Consider the following 17002-nt stretch of genomic DNA (forward strand, 5'->3'; position numbering starts at 1 on the left):
ATTCTGATCAGTTGGGCACGAACGCAACTCACATTTTGCTCGCCCAACCGGCCTTCGCTTGACCTAAATGCTGCGCTGGGCGAAGGCACTTTCGTACAGGCAAACGGATGCCGCGGTCGCGAGATTCATCGACTCGGCGTGGCCGTAGATCGGCACGGTGATCGACCGGTCGACGAGGGCCAGGTCCTCGTCGGTCAGCCCGCGGGCCTCGTTGCCGAACAGCCAGGCCGTCGGGGCGAGGAGGAGTCCCTCGTTGCGGGCGGCGAGCAGGTCGGTGCCCTTGATGTCGGCGGCGAAGATCTGGAGGCCGGCGAAGCGGGCGCGTTCGCGGACGTCGTCGAGGGTGACGCCGACGGCGACGGGCAGGTGGAAGATCGATCCTGTGGACGAGCGCACGACCTTGGGGTTGTAGAGGTCGACGCTGCGACCGGTGAAGATCACGGCGTCGGCACCGGCGGCATCCGCTGCCCGGATGATCGTGCCGGCGTTGCCCGGGTCGCGCACCTCTTCGAGGATGGCGATGAGCTTCGGTTCCTTGGCGAAGATCTCCTTGACCGAGGTCGGGAACTGGTGGCAGACCGCGACGAAGCCCTGCGGGGTGACGGTGTCCGCCATGGTCTCGAGGACCTGCTCGGTGACGAATTCGACGTCGACGCCCGCGTCGACGGCGGTTTCGGCGATCTCGGGGTGGCGCTCGAGGGCCGTCGGGGTTGCGTACAGCTCGACGACGAGTTCGGGGCGGAAGTTCAGAGCCTCGGCGACGGCCTGCGGGCCCTCGAGGAGGAACAGCCCGGTCTCGGAGCGCGCGGCCCGGTTCGACAGCTTCGCAACGGCCCGCACGCGCGGAGAACGGGGATTATCTAACATGCTCCCAGCCTACTTGCCGGGGCTGGGGCGGCGCGGTTGCCGCGCTGACGGCCGCACATAGCCGTCTCATAGCGGCGGCATAGCCGGCCCATGGTCGCGCTCGGCAAGCTCAAAGGATCAACCTTTGGAGGAGCCATGACCGGCCAACTCGTTCCGGGTCACGTGACCCGCCCACCCCTGTCCGTGCCGCGCACATCCGGTGCGACCACAGACCCCCGCGCGTCCAGCGCCGCCGCGCCGTCGACAGTGCGTCGCGGACTGTTCGCCCGGACCATTCTCGGCGAACGCACGGACGCAGCCTGGATCCGGCCGTCGTTCTGGGCGCTCCTCATCGTGACCGGCCTGCTCTACCTCTGGAACCTGAGCGAGAGCGGCTGGGCGAACAGTTTCTATGCCGCCGCGGTGCAGGCCGGGTCCAAGAGCTGGACCGCGCTGTTCTTCGGCTCACTCGACTCCTCGAACTTCATCACGGTCGACAAGCCGCCGGCCTCGCTCTGGGTGATGGGCCTCTCGGCGCGCATCTTCGGGTTCTCGAGCTGGAGCGTGCTCCTGCCCCAGGCGCTGATGGGCGTCGCGGCCGTCGCCCTCGCCTTCGCGACCGTGCGGCGCAGCCTCGTGGCCTTCGGCCCGCGCCTGGGCGCCGTCGGCGGTCTCGTGGCCGGCGCGGTGCTCGCGTTCACGCCCGCCGCCGCGCTGATGTTCCGCTTCGACAACCCGGATGCGCTCCTGACGGTGCTGATGACCGCGGCGGCGTACTGCGTGATCCGCGCACTTCCCTCCGCGAGCTGGCGGTGGCTCGCCCTCGCCGGCGTCGCCCTCGGCTTCGCGTTCCTGACCAAGATGCTCCAGGGCCTCCTTGTGCTGCCGGCCTTCGGCCTCGCCTACCTATTACTCGCGAACACGACCGTCTGGCGCCGCCTCGCCCACCTCGGTGTCGCGGCGGGCGCCCTCGTCGTGTCGGCGGGGTGGTGGGTGCTCGCGGTCGCGCTGTGGCCGGCATCCGCCCGCCCGTACATCGGCGGCTCGACGGACAACACCGTGCTCGACCTCGTCTTCGGCTACAACGGCCTCGGCCGGATCTTCGGGGCGACCGCCGGCGGCGGCGGGAATGCGGGCGGCGGCACGACCGCGGCTGCCGGGTCGAGCTTCGGCGGTGCGACCGGGCTTGAACGCCTGTTCAGCAGCGAGATGGGCCTCGAGATCTCCTGGCTGCTGCCGACGGCGCTGCTCGCCCTGGTCCTCGGTCTCTGGGCGACGCGGAAGCGGCACCGCACCGATGGGGCTCGCGCTGCTCTCGTGATCTGGGGCGGCTGGCTGCTCGTGACGGGACTCGTCTTCAGCTACATGAGCGGTACCATCCACCCGTACTACACCGTCGCCCTCGCCCCGGCGATCGCGGGCCTCGTCGGAACCGGCGGCGTCGTGCTCTGGCACGGCCGTTCGCAGTGGTTCGGCCGGCTCGGGCTCGCCGCGATGATCACGGCCGCCGGCGCCTGGGGCTTCGTGCTCCTGTCCGAGAACGCGGACTGGCTGCCGTGGCTGCGCTGGATGCTGCTGACGGTGACCCTGCTCGGCGCGGCCGGCTTCGTCGTCGGTGCGGCACGGAGCTGGCGCCGCCTCACGACCGTCGCCGTGCTCGTCGGCATGCTCGGCGGCCTCGGCGGGAGCGCGGCATATGCGATCGCGACGGCATCCGTCGCGCACAGCGGTTCGATTCCCGCTGTCGGTTCGGTCTCGTCCTCGAGCGGCATGGGCGGCGGGATGGGCGGCGGCACCGGCGGCGCCCCCACGGGTGACGGCGGCGGAACGCGGCCAGACGGCGGCACCCCGCCGGAAGGCGCCGGCGGCACTCCCCCGACGGGAGGCACCGGAGGCCCGGACGCCTCGGGTACGACCGGCATGACCGGCACCGATACCGGTACGACGGGCGCGACCGGCACCGGAACGAGCGACGCGGGCACGGATACCGCGGCCAACGCCGGGGACTCCGGCTCCGCTCCCACCGGCTCAGGTTCGGATTCCGCGACCTCCTCCGAGCTGTCCGCGCTCCTCACGACCTCGACAGCACGCTGGGCCGCGGCGGTCGACGGATCGCAGTCCGCGGCCACCCTCGAACTGTCGACCGGCGTCGCGGTGATGGCGATCGGCGGCTGGAGCAGCGACCCGACCCCGACCCTCGCCGAGTTCCAGGCCTACGTCGCGGCCGGCGACGTCGACTACTACATCTCCGGAAGCCAGGGCGGCGGCATGGGCAGCGGCGACGGCACCGCGACGGCCATCGCGACCTGGGTGGCCGCGACATACACCGCCACGACGGTCGGCGGCTCGACGGTCTACGACCTCTCGACCCCCGCCGCCTGACTCGCCCACCACCGCCCAGCACCCGTCAGCATCCGCCCAGCACCGGCGGATGCGTTCCAAATTCAGGAGTTGAGGCCCGAAACGGGCTGAATCCGGCAGTTGAACCGGTTCAGCCGGGCCCGACTCCTGAATTCGGAACAGGGCAGGGCGGGTGTGACCGGGCGCGGGTACGCAAAAACGGGAGTGGGCCCTGGGGCCCGCTCCCGTTTTGGGTGGTGCGGAGTGCTGGTGAAACGAACTGCTGTCGAACTGAACGACGCTGAAGCGTGAAGGCTAGGCCTTGACCTTCGGTGCGGACGTGTCGGCGGGCAGTGCTGCCTTGGCGCTCTCGACGATGGCGGCGAAGGTGGCCGCTTCGTTGACCGCGAGGTCGGCGAGGATGCGACGGTCGACCTCGATGCCGGCCAGGGCGAGGCCCTGGATGAGGCGGTTGTAGGTCAGGCCGTTCTGGCGGGACGCAGCGTTGATCCGCTGGATCCACAGGCGACGGAAGTCACCCTTGCGTGCACGACGGTCACGGTAGCTGTATGTGAAGGAGTGAGTGAGCTGCTCCTTGGCCTTCGTGACCAAACGGGAACGCTGGCCGCGGTAACCCTTGGCGCGCTCGAGGATGACGCGGCGGCTCTTGTGAGCATTGACCGCTCTTTTTACTCTTGCCATTTTCTTGTTCCTTTAGGGGTACGGGGTCTAGCGACCGAGAAGCTTCTTGATGACCTTGGCGTCGGCCGGGGCCAACACCTGGTCGTGGTTCAGGCGGGACTTGCGCTGAGTGCTCTTGACCTCGAGGTTGTGGCGCAAACCGGCCTGCTGCTTCATGATCTTGCCGCTGCCGGTTACCTTGAAGCGCTTCTTAGTCCCGGAGTGGGTCTTCATCTTAGGCATTTTTTTCCTCCTGTTTCGCTGCCTTATCAGCAGCTCTATGTGCATTGGCCTCTGCCTTGGCCTCTGATTTGTTCTTCAGTGGGCCAATCACCATGACCATGTTTCGACCGTCGATGGTCGGGCTCGATTCGACAGAACCGAATTCCGCGACATCCTCGGCAAATCTTTGGAGCAGTCGTACGCCCTGGTCGGGACGGGACTGTTCACGGCCACGGAAAAGAATCATGGCCTTGACCTTGTCGCCGGCCTTGAGGAAGCCTTCGGCGCGTTTGCGCTTGGTCTCGTAGTCGTGCGTGTCGATCTTGAGGCGGAACCGAACTTCCTTAAGAATGGTGTTCGCCTGGTTGCGCCGGGCCTCCTTGGCCTTCTGCGCAGCCTCGTACTTGAACTTGCCGTAGTCCATGATCTTTGCGACCGGCGGCTTGGAGGTAGGGGCAACCTCGACGAGGTCCAGATCCGCCTCCTGTGCCATGCGCAGTGCGACGTCAATGGCCACGACCCCGATCTGCTCGCCGGCGGGGCCGACAAGACGGACTTCAGGGACGCGGATACGGTCATTTGTACGGGGATCGCTGATGCGTCTCTCCTTCTCTCATGCATCGTGACTACAGCCAGGCAACGGATGCCGCCTGGCGACGAAGAGAGGAAAATCGCGTGCGAAATGGTGGAGCGTAATTGCTCAAACTCAGCAATTCAACAAACACTTCGTACGGCACCCTGTCTACCTTCGCGCCACTGTTTCCAGTGCCACGACGGCGGAGTGCAAACAACCCGGTAACCTTTGTGAAGCGGTATGCGCGGGTGGGAGATTATCCACTTTCGTACCGAGATAAATACCTCGGAGCCCGGACGAGTCTAACAGAGGAATTCAGTGACGAGTAGCACAAGCCAGGATGCCAGCCAGGAAACCCGCGATATCGCCGATGTGGCTGCGGTCGAGATCATCACGACGGCGTGCGTGCACCTGATGAGCGCCGCCGCCGTCAAGTGCGGGCTCGCCGACGACCCCGACGCGCAGATCGACCTCGATGAGGCCAGGAAGCTCATCAACGCCCTCGCCGGGCTTGTGACGGCCGCCGCCCCTGACATCGCCGACATGCACGCGCGCAGCCTGCGCGACGGGCTGCGGTCGCTGCAGCTCGCCTTCCGCGAGGCCTCGGCGATCCCCGACCCGATCGGCGCCGGCCCCGGCGAGAAGTACACCGGCCCGGTCAACTAGCCAGCCATCCCCACACCTCGCTGAGGTGTCGCAGATCGACGTTCCCGCGGCCCACGAACAGCGATATGCGACACCTCACGATCGTTGGCAGAGCCACGGGCACCGGCACCGGTGGTCGCGGATGCTGGGGGCCGGTCAGGTCTGGCAGCGGGGGCACCAGTAGGTGACCCGCTGCTCGAGTTCGGAACGGCCGAGCGTGCCCTGGCGGATCCGGGTGCCGCAGCGTCGGCACGGTCGGCCGGCGCGGCCGTAGACCCAGGACTGTTCGCCGCGGCGGGCGGACCCCGTGGTGATCCGGTCGGTTCGGGCGCGGTTCGCGTAGATCAGCCGGTGGGCCAGGTCGACGAGACCGGCGACATCCGTCACCGCTGCCACCGGCCGGGTCGGCACCACGCCCCGCAGGAAGCACAGCTCGTTCACGTACTCGTTGCCGAGGCCGGCGAGGCTGGCCTGGTCGGCGAGTGCGACCGCGATCGGACGCTCGGGCCGGGCCTCGATGCGGCGCACCGCCTCGCGGGCGTCCCAGTCAGCGCCGAGCAGGTCGGGGCCGAGGTAGTCGAGGCGCGCCGCCTCCTGCCCGGCGGGCAGCACCTCGAGCAGCCCGAGTTCGAAGCCGACCGCCACCCAGTCGGCGGTCTCGAGCACGGCCCTCGCCTCGAAGGCCGGCCGCTTCCAAGGGGTTCCGTGCCGGTAGAGGTGCCAGGCGCCCTCCATCTTCAGGTGCGAGTGGATGCTCGCCTCCCCCACCCGGATCAGCAGGTGCTTGCCGCGACTCGCGACCTCGTGCACGGTGTCGCCGGTGAGGTCGACGGTCGCGTAGGCCGGCACACGAATGTCGCAGCCGGTCAGCACGGCGCCGCGCAGCGCCGTGTCGAGGTTGTGCGCGGTCAGCCAGACGGTGTCGCCCTCAGGCATGGTCGCCCCCGGACCGGTCGCGCTCGGGCCCGTCCTGCACGGCCCGGTTCTGCCCGATTCGGTTCTGCCCGCGCCGGCCGCGCCCGGCGTCGTTGTGATCAGGCATGCAGCTTCAGGCCCTTCGGGGTCACGCCGAAGCCGGCGGCCTGGAGCGCGCGGCCGAACGGGGTGCCGATCACGAAGGCGCCGTTGACCGTCTCGACGCCCAGTTTGGCGATCCGCCCGCTCGTCACCGTGGCGGCGAGGGCCCGAGCTGCCGCCGCGAAGAGCGCATCCCGAGCGGCGGCGACGTCGGCATCGACCACGGCACCGGCACCGGCACCGGCACCGGAGCCGGCGCCAGCACCGGTCGGGGCACGACCGGCAGGCTCGGCACCGTCCGTGTCGGCACCGGACGCCGCCAGTCCGGCCGGGTCCGGGGCGGCTACGGCGCGGCTCCCGTCGAAGGCGAGCACGGTCTTCCCGCCGCGTTCGACGTAAAGCACGAGGGCGCCGTCGACGAGCACGACGATCGCGCCGGCCTTCCGGGCGGCACGGTGGGTGGTTCCGGTCGGCAGGGCCGGCCAGGGCAGCACGGCTCCGTAGGGGTTCGCCGGGTCTGTCGCGGCGAGCGTGACCACGACCGGGCCGGCATCCGCCGAGCCGGAGCCCGCTCCCCCGTTGCGACCCGCCTCGGACTCGGTGAAGGACCGCAATCGGTCGATCGTGCCGGCGGTCGCGAACTGGGCGGCGCCGAGCCCGTCGATGAAGTAGCCGCGGCGGCAGCGCCCCGATTCCTCGAAGCCGCTCAGGGTGCGGTAGACGAGGGCGAAGCCGCCGGTGACGCCCTCCCCGACGACGGCACCACGGGTGACGACCCCGTAGCGTTCGAGCAGGGTCTCACCGAGGGCGTGGGCGCGGCGGGTGGGCGAGTCGTCGGCGACGGGCACGATCGACCAGCGTCCGGACACCGTCGGCGGCCCACCGCGGAGGGGCATGGTGGCCCGGCCCAGCCCGCGCCCGCCGTGCAGCCGTGCCCGCGGCGCCGCCCGCCGGGTACTGTGCGCCGTGCGGCCGCCGGAGAGCAGCGCCCGCACCGGCGCGAAGGTGTCGTTGCCGACGAGGCCGGCCCAGACCAGGTCCCAGAGGGCGTCGGCGAGGAGTACGTCGTCCTGGCTGCCGACCGCGTCGGCGAGCTGGCGGAAGAAGAATCCGCCGCCGCCGCCGAGGGTCGCGAGCACCTCGCGCTGCAGCTCCGTGGTTTCGACGGGGGCCGGCGGCGGCAGGGTGAGCGCGGCGGTCTCCGCGAGGTACAGGCTGATCCAGCCGTCGTTGCCCGCGAGGGTGCCGGCCCCCGCCCAGAGCACCTCGCCCGCGTTGGTGAGTTCGTCGAGCATCGCCGGCCGGTAGTCGCTCACCCGGGCGGGCAACACGAGCGACTCCCAGGCCGACGCCGGGATGCGCGCACCCTCGAGCTGTTCGATGACGGATGCGACGCCATCGACGCCGCGGAGCCTCCCGCCGACGTGTTGCCAGGCCGGCAGGAACCGGCCGACGGTGACCTGGTCGACGGGTTCGACCTCGTGGCGGAGCGCCGCGAGGGACCGCCGGCGCAGGCGCCGCAGCACCTCGGCGTCGCACCATTCGCTGCCGGTCCCGTGCGGCCGGTACTCGCCCTCCATGACCCGGCGGTCGCCGGCGAGGCGGCGCAGCGCCCCGAGGGCGACGACCGTTCCGAGACCGAAGCGAGCGGCGACATCCGCCGCCGTGAACGGGCCGTGGGTGCGCGCGTACCGGCTGACCAGGTCGCCGAGCGGGTCGGGCACCGCCTCGGTGAAGGCGGCGGGCACGCCGAGCGGCACCGGAACGCCGAGGGCGTCGCGGAGCCGGCTGGCGTCTTCGATCACGGCCCACCACTGGCGGTCGGCGAAGCCGGCCCGCAGCACCCGGCGCGCGGCGACGAGCTCGAGCAGGCCGGTTTCGGCGTCGGGGCCGCCCTGCCGGTCGAGCCGGGCGGCGACCTCCTCGGTGGTGAGGGGGCCGAGCTGGCGGAGGAGGTCGGCGATGCCCTCGACACCCCGCGCGTGCCGGTCGGCGGGCAGGCGCTGGAGTTCGGCATCCGTCTGTTCGATCACAGCGGGATCGAGGAGTTCCCGCAGTTCGACCCGGCCGAGCAGCTCGGCGAGGAGGCTCGAGTCGAGGGACAGCGCCGTCGCGCGGCGTTCGGCGAGCGGAGAGTCGCCCTCGTACATGAACGCGGCGACATAGCCGAAGAGCAGGGTGCTCGCGAACGGGCTCGGCGTTTCGGTGCGGGTCTCGACGAGCCGGATCGTGCGGCTGTTGATCTTGCGGGTGAGGTCGAGCAGGGCGGGCAGGTCGTAGACGTCTTGCAGGCATTCCCGCACGGTCTCGAGGATGATCGGGAAGGTCGGGTAGGTGCGGGCGACCTCGAGCAGCTGGGCGGCCTTCTGCCGCTGCTGCCAGAGCGGCGACCGGGTGCCGGGGTTGTACTTGGGGAGCAACAGGGCGCGCGCGGCGCACTCGCGGAACCGGGCCGCGAAGAGGGCGGACCCGCCGACCTCGTCGGTCACGAGCTGCTCGATCTCCTCGGCCTCGAAGACGAAGAGCTCGGCTCCGGGCGGTTCGGCGTCGGTGTCCGGGATGCGCGCGACGATGCCGTCGTCGCTCGCGACGCATCCGCCATCGAGGCCGTAGCGTTCCCGCACCCGGGCGGCGACCGCGAGCGCCCACGGCGCGTGCACCTGCATGCCGTATGCGGAATGCAGGATCACCCGCCAGTCGCCGAGTTCGTCGCGGAACCGTTCGACGACGAGGGTGCGGTCGGTCGGCAGCTGGCCGGTCGCCGTGCGCTGGTCGGAGAGGAAGGTGAGCAGGTTGTTCGCGGCGCGCTCGTCGAGCCCGCCGGTCGCGCAGCGGGCGCGGGCGGCGGCCTCCGGCAGGGCCGAGACCTCGCGGACGAAGGCGCCGACGGCCTCCCCGAGTTCCGCGGGCCGGCCCAGGCCGTCACCCTTCCAGAACGGCAGCCGCCCCGGCTCGCCGAAGGCCGGGAGCACGAGCACCCGGTCGTGGGTGATTTCCTGGATCCGCCAGCTCGTCGTGCCGAGGGCGAAGACGTCGCCGACCCGGGATTCGTAGACCATCTCCTCGTCGAGTTCACCGACCCGACGACCCGTCGCCTGGTCGCCGCCGACCATGAAGACGCCGAAGAGCCCGCGGTCGGGGATGGTGCCGCCGCTCGTGACGGCGAGGCGTTGCGCGCCGGGGCGCCCGGTGAGCAGGCCGGTGTCGCGGTCCCAGACGATCCGGGGGCGCAGCTCGGCGAACTGGTCGGAGGGGTATCGCCCGGCGAGGAGGTCGAGGGTGGCTTCGTACGCCGAGCGGGGCAGGCCCTGGAAGGGGGCGCTGCGACGCACGATGTCGAACCAGACCTCGGCCTGGATCGGCTCGAGTGCGACCGCGGCGACGGTCTGCTGGGCGAGGATGTCGAGCGGGTTGGAGGGCACCGCGATCGATTCGATCAGCCCGGCGACCATCCGCTCGGCGGCGACGGCGGCGTGGATGAGGTCGGCGCGGTGCTTGGGGTAGATCACGCCGCGGGAGATCTCGCCGACCTGGTGCCCGGCGCGGCCGACCCGCTGCAGCCCGCTCGCGACGGAGGGCGGAGACTCGACCTGCACGACGAGGTCGACCGCGCCCATGTCGATGCCGAGTTCGAGGCTCGAGGTCGCGACGACGCAGCGCAGGCGGCCGGCCTTGAGGTCCTCCTCGATCATCGACCGCTGTTCCTTGCTCACCGAGCCGTGGTGCGCGCGGGCCAGGAGGGGCTCGGCACCCGCGCTCTGGCCGCTCGCGCCCATCAGGTCGGCGGGCGGGCGTGTCGGCGTCGGGTTCGGGTTCGCCCCGTTCCCGGCGGCGCCGCCGTCGTCGCCGAGCGCGGCGGGGCTCCCGGCGGCGTACCCGTCGTTCCCTGCAGCGGATGCGGAGACCCGCGTCGCCCCGACCGGCGCGAGCTCGCCCTCGGCCCGGTCCGCGGCATCCGCCAGACGCCCGGCGTAGATCTCGTTGAAGCGCGCGGTCAGGCGTTCGGCGAGGCGGCGCGAGTTCGCGAAGACGATGGACGAGGAATGCGCGAGCACCTCGTCGACGATGGCCTCTTCGACATGCGGCCAGATCGAGCCGGCCTGCGGTGCTGCCGCCGCGGTCGACCCCTCGCGTTCGGGAACGGGGCCGAGCTGGGTCATGTCGTCGACGGGGACCACGACGCGGAGGTCGAAGCGTTTGCCCGCTGCGGGATTGACGATCTGCACCGGGGCGGCGCCGCCGAGGAACCGGGCGACCTCCGCGGCCGGGCGGACCGTCGCCGAGAGGCCGATCCGCTGCGCGGGGCGCGCCAGGAGTTCGTCGAGGCGTTCGAGGGAGACGGCGAGGTGGGCGCCGCGCTTGCTCGCGGCGACGGCGTGCACCTCGTCGATGATGACGGTGTCGACGCCGCGCAGGGAGTCGCGGGCCGCGGAGGTGAGCATCAGGAAGAGCGATTCCGGCGTCGTGATCAGGATGTCGGGAGGCGTCTTCACGAGGGTGCGCCGGTCGGCGGCCGGGGTGTCCCCCGAGCGCACGCCGACGGTCACCGTGACCGGGGGGAAGCCGAGCCGGGCCGCGGCCTGCGTGATGCCGACGAGCGGGGCGCGGAGGTTCCGTTCGACGTCGACGCCGAGCGCCTTGAGCGGGGAGATGTAGAGCACCCGGGTGCGCGGGAGCGGGACACCGACGGGCCCGGCGGCACGGGCAGCGGCCCCCGGTGAGCTCGCGGCGGCATCCGTGGACGGGACGGGTGGCACAGACGGCGCCGGTGTCGCCAGCCGGTCGATGGCCCACAGGAAGGCTGCGAGGGTCTTGCCCGAGCCGGTCGGGGCGACGACGAGCGCGTGCGAGCCCCGGGAGATGGCGTCCCAGGCGCCGAGTTGGGCCTCGGTCGGCGCGGCGAAGGCCTGGGCGAACCAGGCCCGGGTGGCGGGCGAGAATCTCTGCAGGACCTCGGTCATCTCCCCATTCTCCCCGTCACCCCTGACAGTGTGCGCTGCGGACTCCCGATCAGCGTGACGCGGCGAGCTGCACCCGCAGGGAATCGACCTGAGTGGCGATCGTGTCACTCGCCGACCAGCGAGCGGCGAGCCGGGCGAGCGTCGCATCGAGTTCCACGCGGGTGAGGCCGTCGACGAGTTCAAGGCGCACCACGAGCTCGGGCCCGGCGAGCCGGCCGAACGGGTCGCCCGCGGAGAGGGCGACGCCGAGCACGCTCAGTTCGCTCGCGATCGACGCCGCGAAGGCGTCCGCGACGGTACGGCTCGCGTAGCTCGGCGTCCACGGCTGGCCCTGCGCGATGGCCCAGAGGGCCGGCCGACGCACAACGTATTCGGTCGGTGCGGTCGGGTCGAGCACGACGAGGTCGGTATTCTCCTGCGCCGCGGCGAGGGCGATCCGGATGCCGTCGGCCGGCACCGGCCGTGCCGCACTGTTCCACGCGTTCATGGCTTCGGCCGAGGTGAACACCGGCAGAACGTTCCGCCCGTCCGGGCCGGCGACGGTGATGATCGAGAGTTCCTGGGTCTTGTCGACGAGGAGGCCGGCCTCGGTGTGGCCGACATCGCCGAGCGCCGTCACGAGCGGGATCAGCAGCCGGGACGTGCGGATCGCCTCGACGACGGCCTCCTCCCCCGACTCCCGGTCCCGGTAGCGGGCGAGGGCGGCGAGCAGTTCGACCGGGGCCGATCCGTCATCGTCGGCGTGGTCGTTGGCCTCGAAGGCCCGGCCGGCCCAGGGCTGCCCGGCGGAGTCGGCGGGCACGCCGTGGCCGCCCGGTCCCTCCGGGCCCCGGGGCAGGCCGGTCGATCCGAGATTAACGGCCGGCGACATCCAGGGCCTCACCGAGGGTGAAGGCGCCGGCGTAGAGCGCCTTGCCCACGATCGCTCCTTCGAGTCCGAGCGGGACCAGTTCGCGCAGGGCGACGAGATCGGCCAGGCTCGAGATGCCGCCGGAGGCGACGACGGGCCGGTCGGTGTGCTCGAGCACCTGACGGAGCAGGTCGAGGTTCGGACCCTGCAGGGTGCCGTCCTTGGTGACGTCGGTCACCACGTAGCGGGAACAGCCGGCCTCTTCGAGGCGGGCGAGCACCTCCCAGAGATCGCCGCCCTCCTTCGTCCAGCCGCGGGCGGCGAGGGTCGTGCCGCGCACGTCGAGGCCGACGGCGACCTGGTCACCGTGCTCGGAGATAGCGCGCGCGGCCCAGTCCGGGTTCTCCAGGGCTGCGGTGCCGAGGTTGATCCGGCTGACACCCGCGCCGAGCGCCGCCTGCAGGGAAGCATCGTCACGGATACCGCCGGACAGTTCGATCTTGACTCCGGTGACCTCGCGGATGACCCGGCTGATCACCTCGGTGTTGGTGCCGCGCCCGAAGGCGGCGTCGAGGTCGACGAGGTGGAGCCACTCGGCGCCCTGGCGCGCCCAGTCGAGGGCGGCGTCGACGGGGTCTCCGTAGTTGGTCTCGGTGCCGGCCTCACCCTGGGTGAGACGCACGGCCTTGCCGTCTGCGACGTCGACGGCCGGGAGCAGGACGAGGCGGGTGGTGGTTTCAGTCACGGTAGTCCTCAGATCAGTGATGGTGGTGCGGCCGGGCCGCCGAACAGAAGCGAACGGGGACGGTCAGTCCCGCAGGGTGCCGATCCAGTTCTTCAGCAGGCGGATGCCGGCCTCACCGGATTTCTCCGGGTGGAACTGGGTCGCGGACAGCGGTCCGTTCTCGACAGCGGCGAGGAACGGTCCGCCGTGTTCCGCCCAGGTCAGCCGGGGGCGTGGGAACGGCGGCGTGACCTCGAGCGTCCACTCCTGGGCGGCGAAGGAATGCACGAAGTAGAACCGCTCGTCCTCGATGCCGGCGAAGAGGCGCGAGTCCGGGTCGGGGGTAACGGTGTTCCAGCCCATGTGCGGCAGGATCTTCGCGGGCAGCTGGGTGACGGTGCCCGGCCATTCGCCGAGTCCCTCGGTGTCGGAGCCGCGTTCGACGCCGTGCTCGAACAGAACCTGCATGCCCACGCAGATGCCGAGCACCGGGCGTCCCCCGGCGATGCGGCGGTCGACGATCTCGTCTCCGCGCACGGCGGTGAGGGCGCCCATCACGGCGCTGAAGGCCCCGACGCCGGGTACGACGAGACCGGACGCCTCGAGGGCGGTACGGCGGTCGCTCGTCAGGGTCACGTCGGCCCCGGCGAGTTCGAGCGCCTTGACGGCCGAGTGCACGTTGCCCGTGCCGTAGTCGAAGACGACGACGCTCGTCACAGGGCGCCCTTGGTCGACGGCACGCCGGAGACGAGCGGGTCGTAGGCCTTGGCCTGGCGGAACGCGCGGGCGAAGGCCTTGAACTCGGCCTCGGCGATGTGGTGCGGGTCGCGGCCTCCGAGCACTGTGACGTGCACGGTGAGGGCGGCGTTGAACGCGATCGCCTCGAAGACGTGGCGCACCATCGAGCCGGTAAAGTGACCGCCGATCAGGTGGAACTCGAACCCGGCCGGCTCCCCGGTGTGCACGAGGTACGGGCGTCCCGAGATGTCGACGACGGCCTGGGCGAGGGCCTCGTCGAGCGGCACGAGGGCGTCGCCGTAGCGGGAGATGCCGGACTTGTCTCCGAGCGCCTGCCGGATGGCGAGGCCGAGCACGATGCCGACGTCTTCGACGGTGTGGTGCACATCGATCTCGATGTCTCCCGAGGCCCGCACGGTGAGGTCGGTCAGGGAGTGCTTGGCGAACGCGGTGAGCAGGTGGTCGTAGAACGGTACCGAGGTGTGGATGTCGGACACGCCGGTGCCGTCGAGGTTGATCGTCAGGTCGATGCTCGACTCGCTGGTCTCCCGCCGCAGGTGTGCGATGCGGGCCTGTGCGGTCGATGACTGTGCGGCCGGTGACTGTGAGCTCATGCGGCTAGTTTATTGGCCCGGACGGTTACGCGTGGCCCAGTGCCTCGAGGGCGTCGAGGAAGACAGTCGTCTCGCGCTCGGTGCCGGCGGTGACTCGCAGGTGGCCGGGGATCCCGACGTCGCGCACGAGGATGCCCTCGGCAAGCAGCGCCTCGAACGTGCCGCGCGGGTCGGAGACACCGCCGAAGAGCACGAAGTTGCTGCCGCTGCGGAGGGGCTGGTATCCGAGCCGGCGCAGTTCGGTGACGAGACGGTCGCGCTGGCCGCGGATGTCGTCGACCATGCGCAGCATTTCGGGCGTGTGCGCGAATGCGGCAACGGCCGCCGCCTGGGTCAGCGCGGAGAGGTGGTACGGCAGGCGCACGAGCCGGAGCGCATCCGTCACGGCAGGGTCGGCCGCGAGGTAGCCCACCCGGGCGCCGGCGAACGCGAAGGCCTTGCTCATCGTGCGGGAGACCAGCAGGCGCTCCCGCCCGGGCAGCAGGGTGAGAGCGGATGCCGTCCCCACCGGGGCGAATTCGGCGTAGGCCTCGTCGACCACCACGATCCCGTCGCAGGCGTCATAGACGGCGGCGATCACATCGAGCGAGAGCGGGGTGCCGGTCGGGTTGTTCGGGGAGCACAGGAAGACGAGGTCGGGATTGACGCGATTGACCCACTCGACGGCGCGCCTCGGGGTGAGTTCGAAGTCGGCGTCGCGGTCACCGGCGATCCAGCGCGTCCCGGTGCCCGAGGCGAGCAGCGGGTACATCGAATAGGTGGGGGCGAAACCAAGCAGGGTGCGTCCCGGACCGCCGAAGGCCTGGAGCACCTGCTGGAGAACCTCATTGGAGCCGTTGGCGGCCCAGATGTTCTGGCGGGTGAGACCGTGTCCCAGGTAGCGGGCCATCGCCTCGCGCAGTTCGGTGAATTCCCGGTCCGGGTACCGGTTGATCCCCCGGATCGCGGCGGCCAGTGCGGCCGCGATGTCGACGGCCACGTCCTCGGGGATGCCGTGGGTGTTCTCATTCACATTGAGAGCGACCGGCACGTGCAGCTGGGGCGCCCCGTAGGGAGTGAGCCCGCGCAGGTTGTCGCGGAGGGGCAGGTCGTTGAGACTGGTCACTCCCCCCATAATACCGGTGGGCATGTTGACGATGGTTCAGTATTCAGCCGGCCCCGTGCTCGGCTCCCCGTGCATTCAGCCCGCTCAGTAATCAGCCGACTCGGCGTTCAGCCTGCTCGGTGTTCAGCCGGCTCAGTAATCGGCGGGCTCAGTATTCGGCGGGAAGGGCCAGGCGCTGGCCGGGCTGCACGCTCTCGGAGGGCAGCTGGTTCAGGTTGACGATGTCGGCGATGACCTCGCGCGGGTCGGCGGAGGGCGCGATGTGCTCGGCGAGCTGCCACAAGGACTGGCCCGACTGGATCGTGACGTAGTCGAACGTCGTTGCGCTGTCGCTCGCGCCGCTGCCGCTCAGCGTGCTGCCGTCTGCGGCGGCGAGGCCGCCGTTGAGTGCGAGCGCGAGGGCGCCCACGACGAGGGGAACGGCGGCGGCGGCGGTCAGCACGGCACGACCGCGCCGCGTGATGCGCAGCCGGGTGTGCGCCCCCGGGACCAGCTCGATTGTTGTGCTCATGTCTGCCTCCTGTGTATTCGTATCCGGCTCTCGGCCGGGAGAGCCGGATACGAAGCTATGTTCCGAATATATATTCGATTGTTCGAACAATCAAGACTTTCTCCGGTTATTATTGGGGTGAAGTACACGACACACTCGAATGAATGTCTCTCTTTCGCCCCACGCTGGTTACAGTTTCGATTGACTGGTCTGAACTCAACCAGCGACCACTGACATTCGGATACGGTCGCCTCACGGCATCCGCCGCGGCGACCGACCACCACCCGCCCACCGCCACCGACAGGAGCGACATCGTGACCCAGGACAGCGTGACCCCGGACAGCGTGACCCAGTTCAGCGGCGGATCCCCTGAACGAGGCGGCACGCGACGGAGGAAGAGCCTCAGCGACAAGCAGCGCGCGATCATGGACGTGATCCAGCGCTCCGTCGGGCAGAGGGGCTATCCGCCGAGCATGCGCGAGATCGGTGACGCCGTCGGTCTGTCGTCGCTCTCGAGTGTCACCCACCAGCTCAACCAGCTCCAGCTCAGCGGTTACCTGCGCCGGGACCCGAACCGGCCACGGGCGCTCGAGGTCCTGATCGAGTTGCCGCAGTCGCCGGAGGACACCGCGGCGGGAGCCGCGGAGAACTTCCAGCAGGGCACCCCGGTCGGCGACGCGGCGATGGTGCCGCTCGTCGGACGGATCGCCGCCGGTGTGCCGATCATGGCCGACCAGCAGGTCGACGAGATCTTCCCGCTCCCGCGCCAGCTCGTGGGCAAGGGCGAACTGTTCATGCTCAAGGTCGTCGGCGAGTCGATGATCGACGCCGCGATCATGGACGGCGACTGGGTCGTCGTCCGCCAGCAGAAGACCGCGGAGAACGGCGAGATCGTCGCCGCGATGCTCGACGGCGAGGCGACGGTGAAGGTGTTCCGGCAGCGTGACGGCCACACCTGGCTGCTGCCGAGGAACACCAACTTCGAGCCGATCCTGGGCGACCACGCCGAGATCCTCGGCAAGATCGTCGCCGTTCTGCGTTCCCTTTAGTCCGGCGCTCCCGGCAGCCCGGCGCCCGCGCTCCAGCGCTCGCTCTCAGTAGGCGCGCCATTTGCGCCGCTTCGCGCCAGGCATGCCTGGCGCGAAGCGGCGAAACTGGAGCGCAGAGAACCGGACCTGGCGCGAAGCAGCGGAAC

At 70.5% G+C, this 17002-nt stretch carries 15 protein-coding genes; 3 read left to right on the top strand and 12 right to left on the bottom strand.

What is annotated here, in order from left to right; translation table 11 throughout:
- Positions 1–63: 63 nt before the first annotated feature.
- Positions 64–867 (bottom strand): TrmH family RNA methyltransferase, encoded by an 804-nt coding sequence (locus tag MQH31_RS20050; protein WP_243013531.1) that lies wholly within the window; start codon positions 865–867, stop codon positions 64–66.
- A gap of 135 nt (positions 868–1002) precedes the next feature.
- On the opposite strand from MQH31_RS20050, the gene MQH31_RS20055 reads away from it, so the two are divergent.
- The gene (locus MQH31_RS20055; RefSeq protein WP_243013532.1) at positions 1003–3228 is read left to right on the top strand and encodes a glycosyltransferase family 39 protein; all 2226 of its coding nucleotides are present in this window, start codon (positions 1003–1005) and stop codon (positions 3226–3228) included.
- 273 nt (positions 3229–3501) lie between these two features.
- On the opposite strand, the gene rplT is transcribed toward MQH31_RS20055, so the two are convergent.
- Genes rplT through infC form a run of 3 tightly spaced genes read right to left on the bottom strand, consistent with a single transcriptional unit; the run spans position 3502 to position 4687 of the window.
- Positions 3502–3888: a 50S ribosomal protein L20 gene (gene rplT / locus MQH31_RS20060; RefSeq protein WP_134446990.1), complete on the bottom strand. Its 387-nt coding sequence runs from the start codon at positions 3886–3888 to the stop codon at positions 3502–3504.
- Between the two features lie 27 nt (positions 3889–3915).
- Positions 3916–4110: a 50S ribosomal protein L35 gene (gene rpmI / locus MQH31_RS20065; RefSeq protein ID WP_134531716.1), complete on the bottom strand. Its 195-nt coding sequence runs from the start codon at positions 4108–4110 to the stop codon at positions 3916–3918.
- On the bottom strand, positions 4103–4687 hold the full coding sequence (gene infC / locus MQH31_RS20070) for a translation initiation factor IF-3 (protein ID WP_134446986.1): 585 nt from the start codon (positions 4685–4687) through the stop codon (positions 4103–4105). The genes rpmI and infC overlap by 8 nt, the downstream gene beginning before the upstream one ends.
- A 294-nt stretch (positions 4688–4981) precedes the next feature.
- On the opposite strand from infC, the gene MQH31_RS20075 reads away from it, so the two are divergent.
- Positions 4982–5329 carry a DUF1844 domain-containing protein gene (locus MQH31_RS20075; RefSeq protein ID WP_134531717.1) on the top strand — a complete coding sequence of 116 codons (348 nt, stop codon included), beginning with the start codon at positions 4982–4984 and terminating at the stop codon, positions 5327–5329.
- Positions 5330–5464: 135 nt separating this feature from the next.
- On the opposite strand, the gene MQH31_RS20080 is transcribed toward MQH31_RS20075, so the two are convergent.
- The 8 genes from MQH31_RS20080 to MQH31_RS20115 all read right to left on the bottom strand — a co-directional run bounded on the left by MQH31_RS20080 (position 5465) and on the right by MQH31_RS20115 (position 15828).
- Complete coding sequence (locus MQH31_RS20080) at positions 5465–6244, bottom strand: DNA-formamidopyrimidine glycosylase family protein (RefSeq protein ID WP_243013533.1); 780 nt, start codon at positions 6242–6244, stop codon at positions 5465–5467.
- A 98-nt stretch (positions 6245–6342) separates the two neighbouring features.
- On the bottom strand, positions 6343–11286 hold the full coding sequence (locus MQH31_RS20085) for an Lhr family ATP-dependent helicase (protein WP_243013534.1): 4944 nt from the start codon (positions 11284–11286) through the stop codon (positions 6343–6345).
- A 49-nt stretch (positions 11287–11335) separates the two neighbouring features.
- Positions 11336–12157, bottom strand: coding sequence for an SseB family protein (locus MQH31_RS20090; RefSeq protein ID WP_243013535.1), 822 nt, complete (start codon positions 12155–12157; stop codon positions 11336–11338).
- Positions 12141–12881 carry a bifunctional 1-(5-phosphoribosyl)-5-((5-phosphoribosylamino)methylideneamino)imidazole-4-carboxamide isomerase/phosphoribosylanthranilate isomerase PriA gene (gene priA, locus MQH31_RS20095; protein ID WP_243013536.1) on the bottom strand — a complete coding sequence of 247 codons (741 nt, stop codon included), beginning with the start codon at positions 12879–12881 and terminating at the stop codon, positions 12141–12143. Before priA ends, MQH31_RS20090 begins: the two co-directional genes overlap by 17 nt.
- A gap of 63 nt (positions 12882–12944) precedes the next feature.
- Entirely contained in the window at positions 12945–13577 is a 633-nt protein-coding gene (gene hisH, locus MQH31_RS20100) for an imidazole glycerol phosphate synthase subunit HisH (RefSeq protein WP_134534921.1), read from the bottom strand.
- Positions 13574–14212 (bottom strand): imidazoleglycerol-phosphate dehydratase HisB, encoded by a 639-nt coding sequence (gene hisB, locus MQH31_RS20105; protein WP_134534922.1) that lies wholly within the window; start codon positions 14210–14212, stop codon positions 13574–13576. Before hisB ends, hisH begins: the two co-directional genes overlap by 4 nt.
- A 25-nt stretch (positions 14213–14237) precedes the next feature.
- Positions 14238–15326, bottom strand: coding sequence for a histidinol-phosphate transaminase (locus MQH31_RS20110; RefSeq protein WP_372488199.1), 1089 nt, complete (start codon positions 15324–15326; stop codon positions 14238–14240).
- 139 nt (positions 15327–15465) lie between these two features.
- Positions 15466–15828, bottom strand: a complete 363-nt coding sequence (locus MQH31_RS20115) for a LysM peptidoglycan-binding domain-containing protein (protein ID WP_134534923.1) — start codon at positions 15826–15828, stop codon at positions 15466–15468.
- A 404-nt stretch (positions 15829–16232) separates the two neighbouring features.
- On the opposite strand from MQH31_RS20115, the gene lexA reads away from it, so the two are divergent.
- On the top strand, positions 16233–16856 hold the full coding sequence (gene lexA, locus MQH31_RS20120; protein ID WP_241975417.1) for a transcriptional repressor LexA: 624 nt from the start codon (positions 16233–16235) through the stop codon (positions 16854–16856).
- Positions 16857–17002 lie beyond the last annotated feature (146 nt).

Origin of the sequence: Cryobacterium zhongshanensis (genome assembly GCF_022760445.1) — a bacterium.
GTDB lineage: Bacteria > Actinomycetota > Actinomycetes > Actinomycetales > Microbacteriaceae > Cryobacterium > Cryobacterium algoricola.

Excerpts from the sequence above, each read along its gene's own strand:
- MQH31_RS20050 (WP_243013531.1), bottom strand. The coding sequence starts at position 867 with ATGTTAGATAATCCCCGTTCTCCGCGCGTGCGGGCCGTTGCGAAGCTG.
- MQH31_RS20055 (WP_243013532.1), top strand. The coding sequence starts at position 1,003 with ATGACCGGCCAACTCGTTCCGGGTCACGTGACCCGCCCACCCCTGTCC.
- rplT (WP_134446990.1), bottom strand. The coding sequence starts at position 3,888 with ATGGCAAGAGTAAAAAGAGCGGTCAATGCTCACAAGAGCCGCCGCGTC.
- rpmI (WP_134531716.1), bottom strand. The coding sequence starts at position 4,110 with ATGCCTAAGATGAAGACCCACTCCGGGACTAAGAAGCGCTTCAAGGTA.
- MQH31_RS20080 (WP_243013533.1), bottom strand. The coding sequence starts at position 6,244 with ATGCCTGAGGGCGACACCGTCTGGCTGACCGCGCACAACCTCGACACG.
- MQH31_RS20085 (WP_243013534.1), bottom strand. The coding sequence starts at position 11,286 with ATGACCGAGGTCCTGCAGAGATTCTCGCCCGCCACCCGGGCCTGGTTC.
- MQH31_RS20090 (WP_243013535.1), bottom strand. The coding sequence starts at position 12,157 with ATGTCGCCGGCCGTTAATCTCGGATCGACCGGCCTGCCCCGGGGCCCG.
- hisB (WP_134534922.1), bottom strand. The coding sequence starts at position 14,212 with ATGAGCTCACAGTCACCGGCCGCACAGTCATCGACCGCACAGGCCCGC.
- MQH31_RS20110 (WP_372488199.1), bottom strand. The coding sequence starts at position 15,326 with ATGGGGGGAGTGACCAGTCTCAACGACCTGCCCCTCCGCGACAACCTG.
- MQH31_RS20115 (WP_134534923.1), bottom strand. The coding sequence starts at position 15,828 with ATGAGCACAACAATCGAGCTGGTCCCGGGGGCGCACACCCGGCTGCGC.
- lexA (WP_241975417.1), top strand. The coding sequence starts at position 16,233 with ATGGACGTGATCCAGCGCTCCGTCGGGCAGAGGGGCTATCCGCCGAGC.